Annotated in this window: 14 protein-coding genes; 2 read left to right on the forward strand and 12 right to left on the reverse strand. The window is 59.2% G+C overall.

What is annotated here, in order from left to right; all coding sequences use genetic code 11:
• Positions 1-31: 31 nt before the first annotated feature.
• The 12 genes from WBR57_RS19940 to WBR57_RS19995 all read right to left on the reverse strand — a co-directional run bounded on the left by WBR57_RS19940 (position 32) and on the right by WBR57_RS19995 (position 11673).
• Positions 32-1339, reverse strand: coding sequence for a CitMHS family transporter (locus WBR57_RS19940; protein WP_424085866.1), 1308 nt, complete (start codon positions 1337-1339; stop codon positions 32-34).
• Positions 1340-1591: 252 nt separating this feature from the next.
• Positions 1592-3553, reverse strand: a complete 1962-nt coding sequence (locus tag WBR57_RS19945; protein WP_424085868.1) for a DUF4105 domain-containing protein — start codon at positions 3551-3553, stop codon at positions 1592-1594.
• Complete coding sequence (locus WBR57_RS19950) at positions 3550-3870, reverse strand: DUF2388 domain-containing protein (protein ID WP_424085870.1); 321 nt, start codon at positions 3868-3870, stop codon at positions 3550-3552. Before WBR57_RS19950 ends, WBR57_RS19945 begins: the two co-directional genes overlap by 4 nt.
• Positions 3871-3908: 38 nt before the next feature.
• Positions 3909-4229: a DUF2388 domain-containing protein gene (locus WBR57_RS19955; RefSeq protein ID WP_424085872.1), complete on the reverse strand. Its 321-nt coding sequence runs from the start codon at positions 4227-4229 to the stop codon at positions 3909-3911.
• 103 nt (positions 4230-4332) lie between these two features.
• Positions 4333-4653, reverse strand: coding sequence for a DUF2388 domain-containing protein (locus WBR57_RS19960; protein ID WP_424085874.1), 321 nt, complete (start codon positions 4651-4653; stop codon positions 4333-4335).
• 136 nt (positions 4654-4789) lie between these two features.
• Positions 4790-4963, reverse strand: a complete 174-nt coding sequence (locus WBR57_RS19965; protein ID WP_424085876.1) for a DUF1127 domain-containing protein — start codon at positions 4961-4963, stop codon at positions 4790-4792.
• A gap of 260 nt (positions 4964-5223) precedes the next feature.
• On the reverse strand, positions 5224-5436 hold the full coding sequence (locus WBR57_RS19970) for a DUF1127 domain-containing protein (protein ID WP_122541308.1): 213 nt from the start codon (positions 5434-5436) through the stop codon (positions 5224-5226).
• A 318-nt stretch (positions 5437-5754) separates the two neighbouring features.
• Complete coding sequence (locus WBR57_RS19975; RefSeq protein WP_424085878.1) at positions 5755-7248, reverse strand: acetyl-CoA hydrolase/transferase family protein; 1494 nt, start codon at positions 7246-7248, stop codon at positions 5755-5757.
• Positions 7249-7427: 179 nt separating this feature from the next.
• Positions 7428-8864, reverse strand: coding sequence for an NAD(P)(+) transhydrogenase (Re/Si-specific) subunit beta (locus tag WBR57_RS19980; RefSeq protein WP_424085880.1), 1437 nt, complete (start codon positions 8862-8864; stop codon positions 7428-7430).
• The gene (locus WBR57_RS19985) at positions 8864-9184 is read right to left on the reverse strand and encodes an NAD(P) transhydrogenase subunit alpha (RefSeq protein WP_003187417.1); all 321 of its coding nucleotides are present in this window, start codon (positions 9182-9184) and stop codon (positions 8864-8866) included. The genes WBR57_RS19980 and WBR57_RS19985 overlap by 1 nt, the downstream gene beginning before the upstream one ends.
• 15 nt (positions 9185-9199) lie before the next feature.
• The gene (locus tag WBR57_RS19990) at positions 9200-10321 is read right to left on the reverse strand and encodes a Re/Si-specific NAD(P)(+) transhydrogenase subunit alpha (RefSeq protein ID WP_424085883.1); all 1122 of its coding nucleotides are present in this window, start codon (positions 10319-10321) and stop codon (positions 9200-9202) included.
• Between the two features lie 452 nt (positions 10322-10773).
• Positions 10774-11673 (reverse strand): LysR family transcriptional regulator, encoded by a 900-nt coding sequence (locus WBR57_RS19995; RefSeq protein ID WP_424085885.1) that lies wholly within the window; start codon positions 11671-11673, stop codon positions 10774-10776.
• 156 nt (positions 11674-11829) lie between these two features.
• Here WBR57_RS19995 and WBR57_RS20000 point away from each other — a divergent pair, with 156 nt between their 5' ends.
• Together WBR57_RS20000 and WBR57_RS20005 are read left to right on the forward strand one after the other, a co-directional pair.
• Positions 11830-13011, forward strand: coding sequence for an acyl-CoA dehydrogenase (locus WBR57_RS20000; RefSeq protein WP_003187423.1), 1182 nt, complete (start codon positions 11830-11832; stop codon positions 13009-13011).
• A gap of 12 nt (positions 13012-13023) precedes the next feature.
• Positions 13024-14244 (forward strand): CaiB/BaiF CoA transferase family protein, encoded by a 1221-nt coding sequence (locus WBR57_RS20005; protein ID WP_424085887.1) that lies wholly within the window; start codon positions 13024-13026, stop codon positions 14242-14244.
• Positions 14245-14452 lie beyond the last annotated feature (208 nt).

Here is a 14452-nt window from a genome sequence, read left to right on the forward strand (position 1 = left end):
GCTGCAGCGCCGCGCGGTTGAGTTGGTACGATTATAGAGTGCTGAACAGCGGAAAAATCCCCATCAGCAATGCGGCGAACATTATGCACAGGCATACCAGCACTGCCCACTTCAGGGTGAAGCGCTGGTGATCGCCGAATTCGATACCAGCCAGGGCTACCAGCAGGTAGGTAGAGGGTACCAGCGGGCTGAGCAAATGCACGGGTTGGCCGACGATGGACGCGCGGGCCATTTCCACAGCGGTGATGCCGTAGTGGCTGGCGGCTTCGGCGAGTACTGGCAGTACGCCGTAGTAGAACGCATCGTTGGACATGAAGAAGGTAAACGGCATGCTCACCAGCGCGGTGATCACGGCCAGGTACGGGCCCAGCACGTCAGGGATCACCGCCAGCAGGCTCTTGGACATGGCATCGACCATGCCGGTGCCCGACAGGATGCCGGTGAAGATACCGGCGGCGAAGATCAGCCCGACCACTGCCAGTACGCTGCCTGCGTGGGCGGCGACACGGTCTTTCTGCATTTGCAGGCACGGGTAGTTGACGATCATCGCGATACTGAACGCCACCATGAACAGCACCGGCAGCGGCAACAGGCCGGCGATCAGGGTGCACATCAGCGCCAGCGTCAGCGCGCCGTTGAACCAGATCAGTTTCGGACGACGGGCATCCGGAAATTGCGAGACGCTGATTTCGCTGTGGTCGATCTCGTCGCCCTGCAGGTGCAATTCACCCAGGCGAGCCCGTTCGCGCTTGCCGTACATGTAGGCAATCGCCAGGATCGCTACCACACCCGCGGCCATGGCCGGGATCATCGGTACGAAGATGTCCGACGGGTCCACATGCAGCGCACTGGCGGCGCGAGCGGTCGGGCCACCCCAAGGGGTCATGTTCATCACGCCACCGGCGAGGATGATCAGGCCGGCCATGATCCGCGGGCTCATGCCGATGCGCTTGTACAGCGGCAGCATGGCGGCCACGCAGATCATGTAGGTGGTGGCGCCGTCACCGTCGAGGGAAACCACCAGGGCCAGCACGGCGGTGCCGACCGAGACTTTCAGCGGGTCGCCCTTGACCATTTTGAGGATCTTGCGCACGGCCGGGTCGAACAGGCCGGAGTCGATCATCAGGGCAAAGTAGAGGATGGCGAACATCAGCATCACGCCGGTCGGCGCAAGCTTGGTGATGCCTTCGAGCATCATCGGGCCGATCTTCGGTGCGAAACCGCCGAACAGCGCGAACAGGATGGGCACGATGATCAGCGCGATCAGCGCCGACAGGCGCTTGGTCATGATCAGGAACATGAACGTGATGACCATGGCAAAGCCAAGGAAAGTCAGCATAGGAATACTCCAGGCGTAGCGCAGCTAGGGAATGGCGGACCAGTTGGGATCAGCGCAGTACGAAAGGCACGGTGCGTACGGGGGGAGTTGGGGCATGCAGGCGGGTAGTAGCGGACATCAGGATCACCATTGTTGTTGTAAACATCCGGTCTATTGCCGGTAGTGGGGGCGATCCTAGACGGGGAAGCTTTCAGCCAGCTTTCGCTGGCCAATCAGATGATGAGAGGTTTTTCCGCTTTTCTGTCAGAAAAATCAGGGCAGCTCCAAGCCACCTGCGGCTTTGTGCAGTTTGCGCAGGTGTTCGCCCACCTGTTTCAGGTTGGCTTCGCAGGCGGCAATTTCGGCGGCACGGGAGGGTTCGAGCAGCGCCCTTACCTCTTTATCCAGCTCGCCAGTGAGGGATTGCAGCTGCTTCTGGCGCTCGGCGCTTTCCGATTCCAGGCGCTTGGCTTCCGACGGTTGGGGCAGGCCGTAGCCGCCGCTGCCGAGCAATTCCGCCGGGCGGCTGAGGAAGCCGCTGTTGGCGAGAATCTGTTGCAGCGTGGCGTTGGCCTTCTCCATGCCGCCGTTTTTCAGCTCGCGGGCACCGAGGTAGCGTTGTTTGACTTCGTCCTGGGCCAGCATCAGCTGTTTGCGAAAGCTCGCCTGCTCCAACAGCAACAGCGCGGCGCTGGTGCGCAGGTCGGCCTGGCCAAACCATTGGCGGCGTTCTTCGGCGCTGAGGGACAGCCAGTCTTCAACCTGGGTCTGTTTGATCGGCAAGTGCTTGCGCAGCACATCGAACATCGCCTGGTAGCGTTCGCGGAAGGAATCGAAGTGATACCCCAGGCGCAGCGCCTCGCGTTTGTCATTCAATACGCTGGTATCCGCCAGGCCTCGGGCTTGCAGCACTTCCAGCAGGCCATTGGGCGTGATGTTGTCCAGCCCTGTCAGCTGCGGGTTGGCGCTGCCGCTGCGCAACAACTTCAGGCTTTCGACCGCGCAGTTGTTGGAAATGAAGAAGTAGTTGCCGTCATAGCTCCAGTGCATTTCGGCAGCGTGCTCGACGGTGTCGTTGATCTCTTGGCGCGTCAGCTTCAGCGGCACGGAAGCCAGGCCGCGCAGTTCGGTCTTGGTGTATTCGTCGATGACCTGGGCCAACGGCAGTACGAACAACCGTGACGGGTATTTGCCGACCAGGCCGTCCCAACTCGACAGCTGCACATCACCGACAAAGGCGCGGTAAGACAGTACCAGGTGCTGGTCCAGATCCAACCGGCAATCCGGGCCGCGCGGGCGGCCGGGCGCGCAGATCACCAGGCGCAGCATGCTGTGGCCCCAGCGGCTCACCAGGTTCTGGTTGGCTTCGGCGAGCAGGTAGTCAATTTCGTAGACCCGCTCCGGGTCGACGTGGCCCAGCGGAGTCTTGGCGAAATCGTTACCGGCATTGAGAAACGCGTAGCTCTTTTCGCAGGCGTCCTGTTGGGGTGGGGCCCAGCCGAAGTGTTCCTGGTAATAGCGGAACAGCGAGGGGCGACGGCAGGCGTAGCTTGGGTCGAGGAGGAAGTACTCCATGTTGACCGCCACGAATTCCAGTGGGCTGGTGGTTTCGTAGATATCCGGGCTACGCACGACCTGGCGGTTGTGCTGTTCGCGTTCACCACGGCGGCCGACATATTGCGGCCAACCGGCAAGGTCCAGCAGGCGGGGGTCGTCACTGAGGGTGAAACGTCGGTCGTTCTGGCCACGGCATTGGTCGGGCAGGCCGATCAGGCCGGTGACGTTGTTCTGGCGGCTGCAACGCTGGATCAGCGCGCGGTCGCCCTTGGACCATAATCGCGCACGGTCATAGATGTGGGTCAGTTCATGCAGGACGGTGGCGAGCATTTCCCGGCGCACGGTGCCGTGGGGGCGGTTGGTTTGCCGGCTGGCGGCGCTGCCGTCGGTCAGGCTCGCAAGCAAGTTGCGGTTGAGGTCCAGTTCGGACACCAGGGAAGCCTGGCCGTAGGCGTTTTCGGGCATCTTGTCGGTCCAGCCGACGTCGATTGTACGGTCCAGTTGCTCGATAAATCGCGGTGGTAACGACCGCATCGCTTCATCGAGCAATGCCTGGCTGGCCTGCTGTTCGGCCGGGCTCAACCCATCGGTCTTGAGCCGCAGTTGCAGGCTGGCCTGGGCTGCGCCCGCACACAGCAGCACAGTCCCGGCCAGGAGCCAGGCGACCAGGCGCCTCACAGAGCGAGGATAGCTTCGGCGAGAGTCTGGTCACTGGCATCGCGGGCTTCAGGCACACGGGTCCGCAGGGTGTCGAAGGCGGCTTCCAACTGGGCGCCACGGATTTCGCCATGGGTGGCGACGAAGCTGGCGGCGTCATCATGGGCTTCACGCACGACTTTCGAGTCGCGGATGGAGGTGGTGGTGTCCGAGGTGAAATCAATGGTACGGCCAGAGGCGCGAACAATGATGTTACTGGTGGCCACCAGGGTTTGCGCCTGGGCAACGTCGGCCAACAACAGCAGGCCAAGGGTGGCGGCGATCAGCGGGCTACGCATGGAATAACTCCGAATACAAAGATGAAAATACAAGATGATTATTGGACGAGAATTGCCTGCGCCAGTTCAAGGTCGCTGGCGTTAAGTTTTGGCTGGGCGCGACGCAGATAATCCAGCGCCGATTCCAACCGGGCCCCCCGCCATTGGCCTTCAGTAGCGATAAACGCGGCAGCATCATCCTGTGCGGCCATCACTACTTTTCTGTCGAAGGGCGCAGAAGTCACCTTACTGGTGGCGTATGCACTCACGACGGTGCTCTGGGTGCTCAGGTCAAACGCCGAAGCCAGTGGCGACCAGGCGGTGAAAAACAACACCGATGCTACAACAGGGGTTGTTAATAAACGGTAAGAAAAAGCCATGGGACTCGACAACTGAAAACGAGCGCCAAGGCTAGCGCAATGCCCGGGCGAGAGCCAGTGTGGCCGCACCAGGGGGCGGCGGGCGCTCCCCGTTTCAATCCACTCAGATAACCAGGATGGCCTGGGCCAGTTGGGCATCAGTTGCGGCGTTCAATTGTGGCGCTTGTTGGCGAATCTGGGCCAGGGCGCTCTCAAGCTTCACACCACGAATGGCCCCTTCGCTGGCCACGAAGCTGGCGGCGTCGTCACGGGCGGCGCGAACGACCTTATTGTCACGCAGGGATGAAGTGGCGTCAGAGCTGGCGTCGGAGGTGGCTTTGAGAGCGCCGACGATGGAGTCGGTGGTCACGATGAAGCTGGTCGCGTTGGCATTGGCAGCCAGGACCAACAGCGCGGCGGCACTCAGCAGGCGAAGACGGGACATGAGGTGACTCCTGTAGATGAACGAATAAGGTGGCGCAGGGCAGCCATTGCAGATCAGACGCTTGCTCTAAGGGGTTCGCCACGTTGTAGCCGGATATTAAGCCGTCATTTATCTATTCGGATAGCCTCTTGACTGGCTAGTCACGCCAGAACGGCTTGGACAGCTCAGCCATTCGCTCGCCGTAGCTGATGCCGGCATCAGCCAGTTCGCGTGAATCAAGTTGCGCCAGCTTCCTTCGTTCGTATACACGGCGCGTCAAGCTGCCCAGCTTGAGTAACAGGCGCTTACAAAGAGGGGTCCATAAAGTCATGACAGGTGCCTTGCATGGAGATTGAAACTCCATGTTGGGCGAGCCGGTTTAACCGTTACAGATACACCAAAGTTAAATTGTACTGCCTAATTGTTATATTTATTAAACTGTACCTGTTTGGTTAGGCGTCTTCTGTTTAATCGCTGCAAACGCAAATCTCAGAAACAACAAAGCCCGCCTCTGGTCACCCGGGGCGGGCTTTATTTTACAAATCTGGGTGCTGGCAGTGGACCCGACAGGTCAGGGCCAGCGAGCGCTAATCAGCGCCAGAACGGCTTGCTCAGCTCTTCGTAGCGTTGAGCTTCGCTGATACCGGCGTCAGCCAGCAGGCGTGCATCCAGACGAGCCAGTTGGTGGCGGCTGGAGATGCGGCGCTGCCACAACATCAGGTTAGCAAGAACGCGCAAAGGCATGGCGGCTTGGTTGTTTACAGCTTTTTCAGAGAACAGATCGGAACTGAGTGTACGTTCCATGATGACATCCTTCCGCTTGTGGCGGGATTAGGTAGTGGTTTAACTGATGCCAATGATCCTCTTCCGGCGCAAGACTCTCTAGATACAGTTCACCTGTATTGTGAGGGGCCAGTTAACTGTTTAAAGGTGCTGTACTGTACGGAAATGGGGCAACTGTACCTATCTGCACTTAAGTGGTGCAAAATTGGACAGATTCTCGAAAAGCCAACGATATCTCTGTAGGAAAACACCAGTACAGCAGTACAGTTTTTTCAGTAATCCCGCATCAGAGGTTCGAGCTGATGAAACTTTATTTGCATCAGCTCGAATCTGTATCAATCACGCCTTGAGCATGTGGCCGGTTTCTTCCAGGTTGATGTGCCAGCTCAGTGCTTCGCGCAGGATATGCGGGGTATGACCGCCGATGGCGCAGGCGGCTTCGAAGTAACTGTTCAGCGCGTCGCGGTACGCCGGATGCACGCAATTGTCGATGATCACCCTCGCCCGCTCGCGTGGCGCCAGGCCGCGCAAGTCGGCCAGGCCCACCTCGGTCACCAGGATGTCGACGTCATGCTCGGTATGGTCCACGTGGCTGACCATGGGCACCACGCTGGAAATCGCACCACCCTTGGCAATCGACTTGGTAACGAAGATCGCCAGGTGCGCGTTGCGCGCGAAGTCTCCGGAGCCACCAATGCCGTTCATCATCCGCGTGCCGCAGACATGGGTGGAGTTGACGTTGCCGTAGATATCAAACTCCAGCGCGGTATTGATGCCGATGATGCCCAGGCGGCGCACCACTTCCGGGTGATTGGAAATCTCCTGCGGGCGCAGAACCAGCTTGTCTTTGTATTTCTCCAGGTTGCCGAACACATCGGCGTTGCGCCGCTCAGACAACGTGATCGAACTGCCTGAGGCGAAACTCAGCTTGCCGGCGTCGATCAGGTCGAAGGTCGAGTCCTGCAACACTTCCGAATACATGGTCAGTTCTTCGAACGGCGACTCGATCAAACCGCACATCACTGCGTTGGCAATGTTGCCGATCCCGGCCTGCAGCGGGCCGAGCTTGTTGGTCATGCGCCCGGCGTCGACTTCCTGCTTGAGGAAGTTGATCAAATGATTGGCGATGCCCTGGGTGTCGGCGTCAGGCGGGGTCACGGTTGAGGCAGAGTCTGCCTGGTTGGTGATCACGATGGCGACGATCTTTTCCGGTGGGATCGGGATCGCGGTGCTGCCGATGCGGTCGTCGACCTTGACCAGCGGGATCGGCGTACGAGTCGGCCGGTAGGTCGGGATATAGATGTCGTGCAGCCCTTCCAGGTTCGGGTTGTGCGCCAGGTTGATCTCGACGATCACCTGCTTGGCAAAAATCGCGAAGCTCGCCGAGTTGCCCACGGAGGTGGTGGGCACGATATGCCCCTGTTCGGTGATCGCGACGGCCTCGATCACGGCAATGTCCGGCAACTTGAGCTGATTGTTGCGCAGTTGCTCGACGGTTTCCGACAAATGCTGGTCGATGAACATCACCTGGCCTGCGTTGATCGCCTTGCGCAGCGTGCTGTCGACCTGGAACGGCATGCGTCGCGACAGCACGCCGGCTTCGGTCAGTTGCTTGTCCAGGTCATTGCCCAGGCTGGCCCCGGTCATCAGGGTGATTTTCAGCGGGGAAGTCTTGGCGCGTTCGGCCAGGGCGTGGGGGACGGCCTTGGCTTCACCGGCGCGGGTGAAGCCGCTCATGCCGACGGTCATGCCGTCCTCGATCAGTGCGGCGGCATCTGCCGCGCTCATGACCTTGTTCAACAACGAAGGCAAGCGGATACGATCACGGTACATGAATTGTTATCTCAGGCTACGGAAGCAAGGTGGGCAGTGTAGTGATTTCAAAAAATTTCGGCCCGCTACCATGGTCGAATGCTGGGCGGCGATTTAGAGCCTTTGGTCGGGTTTCATGAGGTAATAAAAAACCCCAGCCTACAAGAGGCCAGGGTTTCGGGTGTTGCGCTGGCGCAGTGTTATTCGACGGCTTTGACCATGTCTTCGATGACCTTTTTCGCGTCACCAAAGACCATCATGGTCTTGTCCAGGTAGAACAGCTCGTTATCCAGACCGGCATAACCGCTGGCCATCGAGCGCTTGTTGACGATGATGGTCTTGGCCTTGAACGCTTCCAGAATCGGCATGCCGGCAATCGGCGAGTTCGGGTCGTTCTTGGCGGCCGGGTTGACCACGTCGTTCGCGCCCAGCACCAGCACCACATCAGCCTGGCCGAACTCGGAGTTGATGTCTTCCATTTCGAACACCTGGTCGTAAGGCACTTCGGCCTCGGCGAGCAGCACGTTCATATGGCCGGGCATGCGGCCCGCCACCGGGTGGATCGCGTACTTCACGGTCACGCCACGGTGGGTCAGCTTCTCGGTCAGTTCCTTCAGCGCGTGTTGCGCCCGTGCCACGGCCAGGCCATAGCCCGGCACGATGATCACCGTGTCGGCGTTGGTCAGCAGGAAGGTCGCGTCGTCGGCCGAGCCGGATTTCACCGGGCGTGCTTCTTTAGAGCCTGCAGCGGCCGCAGCGTCTGGCGTATTGCCGAAACCACCGAGCAGTACATTAAAGAAGGAGCGGTTCATCGCCTTGCACATGATGTACGACAGGATCGCGCCGGACGAACCTACCAGCGAGCCGGCGATGATCAGCATCGAGTTGTTCAGCGAGAAGCCGATCCCTGCTGCAGCCCAGCCGGAGTAGCTGTTGAGCATCGACACTACGACCGGCATGTCCGCGCCACCGATCGGGATGATGATCAGCACGCCAAGCACAAAGGCCATGGCAAGCATCAAGGCGAAGGCTGTGAGGTTGCCGGTGAACATGAAGGCCAGGCCCAAGCCGAGGGTCAGCAGGCCGAGCACCAGGTTCAACTTGTGCTGGCCGCCGAACTGTACTGGTGCGCCCTGGAAGAGGCGGAACTTGTACTTGCCCGACAGCTTGCCAAACGCGATCACCGAACCGGAGAAGGTGATGGCGCCGATGGCCGCACCGAGGAACAGCTCCAGACGGTTACCGGCAGGAATCGCATCACCCAGGTGTTTGACGATGCCCAGCGATTGCGGCTCGACCACGGCAGCAATCGCGATAAACACCGCGGCCAGACCGATCATGCTGTGCATGAATGCCACCAGCTCCGGCATCTTGGTCATTTCCACGCGCTTGGCCATGATCGAACCAGCGGTGCCGCCGACCAGCAGGCCGACGATCACGTAGCCGATGCCGGCAGTGGCCAGCTCGGCACCGAGCTTATAGATGAGGCCCACGGTGGTGAGCACCGCCAGCGCCATGCCGAGCATGCCGAACAGGTTGCCGCGCCGCGAGGTAGTAGGGTGCGACAGGCCTTTGAGGGCCTGGATAAAGCAGATCGACGCGATCAGGTAGAGCGTCGTTACCAGATTCATGCTCATTACTTCGGCGCCTCTTCTTTTACTTTCGGGGCTTTCTTCTTGAACATCTCCAGCATCCTGCGCGTTACCAGGAAACCGCCGAACACGTTCACGGCTGCCAAGGCCACGGCCAATGTGCCCATGGTCTTGCCCAGTGGCGTTACTGTGAGGGCCGCAGCAAGCATGGCGCCGACGATCACAATCGCCGAAATCGCATTGGTCACCGCCATCAGCGGGGTGTGCAGCGCAGGCGTTACGTTCCAGACCACGTGGTAACCGACATAAATCGCCAGCACAAAGATGATCAGGTTGTAGATACCGGGGGAGATGAGCTCTTCCATTGTCTGAATCCCTGCTTAGGCGTTTTTGCGGATGACCTGGCCGTCGCGGCACATCAGGCACGCGGCGACGATGTCGTCTTCGAGGTTGATCTCAAACTGCCCTTCCTTGTTGAAGACCAGCTTCAGGAAGTCCAGCAGGTTGCGCGCGTACAACGCCGAGGCATCGGCAGCGACGGCGCCGGCCAGATTGGTCGGGCCGCAGATGATCACGCCGTTTTCGACCACAACCTGGTCCGCGACAGTCAGCGGGCAATTGCCGCCTTGGGCCGCTGCGAGGTCGATGACCACCGAGCCGGGTTTCATCTGCGCGACGGTTTCGGCGCTGAGCAGGGTCGGCGCCTTGCGGCCGGGGATCAGGGCGGTGGTAATGACGATGTCGGCCTGCTTGGCGCGCTCGTGCACGGCCAGGGCCTGGCGCTGCATCCAGCTGGAGGGCATGGGGCGCGCGTAACCGCCGACGCCGACTGCGCATTCGCGCTCCTCATCGGTTTCGTAAGGCACGTCGACGAACTTGGCGCCGAGGGATTCAATCTGCTCTTTCACCGCCGGGCGTACGTCGGATGCTTCGATCACCGCACCCAGGCGTTTCGCCGTGGCGATGGCCTGCAGGCCTGCGACGCCGGCGCCGAGGATCAACACGCGTGCGGCTTTCACCGTACCGGCGGCCGTCATCAACATCGGCATGAAGCGCGGGTAGTGATGGGCGGCCAGCAACACGGCTTTGTAGCCGGCAATGTTGGCCTGGGACGACAGCACGTCGAGGCTCTGAGCCCGTGAGGTACGCGGCGCGGCTTCCAGTGCAAAGGCAGTTATCCCCTGCTCTGCCAGCTTGGCAATGGTTTCGTTGCTGAACGGATTGAGCATGCCCACCAACACGGTGCCGCTTTTGATCAGCGTCAGTTCGCTGTCGCTGGGGGCCACCACCTTGAGGATCAGCTCGGCGCCAAATGCATCGCCGGCGCTGCCAATGGTTGCGCCTGCCGTTTCATAGGCGCTGTCGACGATGCTGGCTTTCAGGCCGGCCCCGCTTTGTACAGTGACCTTATGGCCCTGGCCGATCAGCTTCTTGATGGTTTCCGGGGTGGCAGCCACCCGCGTTTCACCGGTCTGGGTTTCGAGAGGAACACCAATGTGCACGTCAAATCTCCTGCATGATCTTTTTGCTTTTGATCTTTTTGTAAAAAGGCCAGTGCACCGTGAGTGGCGCAGCTGGGGCGGCCGATCAGCACGATCCCGCTGAAATGACAGCGGGGCGCGGCATTTTGCAGGCGAACTTTACGGCCATCAAGGGATTATGACGGGTGACGAAAAATTAACTACAAGTCACCCTGTGACTGATTGTCGCAATGTCCCGAAATAACCTCTTTAAATACAGGTGTTTAAAGGGTTATAGAGGTTTATAGACGCTTTCGGTATTGCTGATGTGAATTGTCGTGTATTGATTGATGAATGACGCTCCAGGCCATGAAGATCATGGCTTTGGGCCGTATTTTCGGTAAATGAGTACAGTCTGCTTAAAAGCGACATATACGTATATCTGTAGGTTTAAAATTAATTTGACTACAAGGTCAATAAGTAGTTTTAAGCCTTTAAACATTGGGGTTGTAGCGCTGCGATTGATCGACGAGCCAGTCTCTAAATGCGCGCAATGATGCAGATTCGACTTTTCTCTCGGGAATCATCAGGTAATAAGCCTTGGAACTGTGCAGTGCTTCGGGGCTTGCGATGACCAAGTGCTTCTCCTGCAACTCTCGCTGGATCAGAAACGGCGGGATCAGCGCAATCCCCATGTCATGCATCGCTGCCTGGGACAACATCGAGAATAGCTCGTAACGGGGGCCTGTCATGTCGCGGGGTATGTTCAGCTGTTGGGCGTTGAACCACTGGCGCCAGGCATAAGGTCGAGTGGTCTGCTGCAGCAGGGGGAGCTCCGCTATCTGCTGGGGGCTGAACTGCGTGCGATGGCCCAATAAACGCGGGCTGCACACGGGGACGGGGTTTTCGCCCATCAGCCTGTGGGACTCGGTGCCGGACCAGTCGGCATCGCCGAAGTAGATCGCTGCGTCGAATTCGGTATCGGCAAACAGAAAAGGCCGTGTTCGGTTGGTGAGGTTAACCGTGACTTCCGGGTGCGCGCGTTGGAAGTCCTTGAGGCGTGGTATCAGCCACTGTGTGCCGAACGTCGGTACCACGGCCAGCTCGATTACGTTAGCGCCCTGCTGCCCCATCACGGATAGGGTGTCACGCTCCACCGCATCCAGTTGCGTGGCCACGCGTCGGCTGTATGAAAGCCCGGCTTCGGTCAGCTTTACCCCGCGCCGTGAGCGCCGAAATAGCTCGACACTCAAAAACTCCTCAAGGCTGGCGATCTGTCGGCAGATGGCTCCCTGCGTGATGGAAAGTTCCTGCGCCGCCTTGGTAAAGCTCTCGTGGCGGGCAGCGGCCTCAAAGCTGACCAGGGCTGTGGTGCTGGGGATTTTCCTGCGCATGTACCGTGTACTCACTGATTAAGCGCGTCTGCGCCCTTCTTAATAGTTTCGAAGTGAGAAATTAGCACAACCCTATGCAGAAACCTCGTTTGCCCTCTACGGTTACCCGGCCTAGGCTCGATGCACGACTTCCGCTTTCTGAACGAGGACTTATTCATGGCTGGCAAGGCAAGCTTCAACTGGATCGATCCACTGTTGCTGGATCAACAGCTCACCGAAGAAGAGCGCATGGTGCGTGACAGTGCTGAGCAATTCGCTCAGGACAAGTTGGCACCGCGCGTACTCGAAGCCTTCCGGCATGAAAAGACCGACCCTGCGATTTTCCGTGAGATGGGCGAAACCGGTTTGCTGGGCGCGATGATTCCCGAGCAGTACGGTGGCAGTGGCCTGAACTATGTGAGTTATGGGTTGATTGCGCGTGAAGTGGAGCGTGTCGACTCTGGCTACCGTTCGATGATGAGTGTGCAATCGTCACTGGTCATGGTGCCGATCAATGAGTTCGGCACCGAGGCGCAAAAGCAGAAGTACCTGCCGAAGCTGGCTTCCGGCGAGTGGATCGGCTGCTTTGGTCTGACAGAGCCCAATCACGGTTCTGACCCGGGCGCGATGATTACTCGTGCACGCAAAGTGGATGGCGGCTACAGCCTGACCGGCGCAAAGATGTGGATCACCAACAGCCCGATCGCCGATGTGTTCGTGGTGTGGGGTAAAGATGATGCGGGCGATATCCGTGGGTTTGTCCTCGAGAAAGGCTGGAAGGGCCTGAGCGCTCCGGCGATTCACGGCAAGGTGGGTTTGCGGGCGTCCATCACCGGCGAGATCGTCATGGACAACGTGTTTGTGCCGGAAGAGAACATCTTCCCGGATGTGCGCGGTTTGAAGGGACCTTTCACGTGCCTTAACTCGGCGCGTTATGGCATCTCCTGGGGCGCTCTGGGCGCTGCTGAATTCTGCTGGCACACCGCGCGCCAATACACCCTTGATCGTCAGCAGTTCGGTCGCCCGTTGGCGGCTACCCAATTGATCCAGAAGAAACTCGCCGACATGCAGACCGAAATCACCCTGGCCCTGCAAGGTTGCCTGCGCCTGGGGCGGATGAAGGATGAGGGCACGGCGGCGGTAGAGATTACCTCGATCATGAAGCGCAACTCCTGCGGCAAGTCCCTGGATATCGCACGAATGGCGCGGGATATGCTGGGGGGCAACGGTATTTCCGATGAGTTTGGTGTGGCGCGTCACTTGGTCAACCTGGAAGTGGTGAATACCTACGAAGGGACTCACGACGTACATGCCTTGATTCTCGGGCGCGCGCAAACCGGTCTTCAGGCCTTCTATTAAGGGGAGCACGGCATGGGCGCGCTTTCACATCTGCGGGTGCTGGATTTATCGCGAGTGCTGGCGGGCCCGTGGGCCGGGCAGATTCTTGCGGACCTTGGTGCTGAGGTCATCAAGGTCGAGCGGCCGGGCAATGGCGATGACACGCGCGCCTGGGGCCCGCCCTTCCTTAAGGATGCCTACGGCCAGAACACCAGTGAGGCGGCGTATTACCTTTCGGCCAATCGCAACAAGGAGTCGGTGACCATCGACTTTACCCGGCCGGAGGGGCAGAAGCTGGTGCGCGACCTGGCTGCCAAGTCGGACATCTTGATCGAGAACTTCAAGGTGGGTGGTCTGGCGGCGTATGGGTTGGACTATGCGGCGCTGAAAGAGATTAATCCGGAATTGATCTATTGCTCGATCACAGGATTCGGTCAAACGGGTCCTTACGCGTCGCGCGCCGGTTATGACTTCATGATTCAGGGGCTGGGCGGGCTCATGAGCCTGACCGGCCGGCCTGAGGGCGATGAGGGTGCAGGACCGGTAAAGGTCGGGGTGGCATTGACTGACATTCTGACCGGCCTTTACTCGACCGTGGCGATCCTGGCCGCGCTGGCTCATCGCGATCACGACGGTGGCGGGCAGCATATCGATATGGCGTTGCTGGATGTGCAGGTGGCTTGCCTGGCAAACCAGGCGATGAATTACCTGACGACGGGGGTGTCGCCGAAGCGCCTTGGTAATGCTCATCCGAATATCGTGCCTTATCAGGATTTTCCTACGGCCGATGGGGACTTTATCCTGACCGTGGGCAATGACGGGCAGTTTCGCAAGTTCGCCGAGGTGGCTGGGCAACCGCATTGGGCGGATGATCCGCGCTTCTCTACTAATAAGGCGCGGGTAGCCAACCGCGCGGACCTGATTCCCTTGATCCGCCAGGCGACGGTGTTCAAGACGACGGCTGAGTGGGTGTCTGCATTGGAGCGGGTTGGCGTGCCGTGTGGGCCGATTAATGATCTGGCGCAGGTGTTTGCCGACCCCCAGGTTAAAGCGCGTGGGTTAGCGATGCAGTTGCCGCATGCGTTGGCGGGCATGGTGCCTCAGGTGGCCAGTCCGATACGTCTGTCCAAGACGCCTGTGGAGTATCGGAGCGCGCCTCCTCTATTAGGGGAGCATACGGCTCAAGTGCTGAAGGATGTGTTGGGGTTGGGGCCGGCGAATGTGGCGGCTTTAAAGGCGGCCGGCGTTATCTGAATCGTCTCTTCTATATAGAGGCGATTGGGAGGCTGTTTTGATGCTTTTTTAATCAACGCTAACTAATTGATAGAAAAAGCAAAATTAAGGCTTGACGGCAGATTCTGGAAGTCTATAATTCGCCCCACTTCCGGCGCAGTCGAAACGGAAAACTCCTTGGTAAACAAAGAGTTATGCGGGATTCGACAGTGAGTTGCTTCAGTTCATC

Origin of the sequence: Pseudomonas sp., from assembly GCF_049590575.1 — a bacterium.
GTDB lineage: Bacteria > Pseudomonadota > Gammaproteobacteria > Pseudomonadales > Pseudomonadaceae > Aquipseudomonas.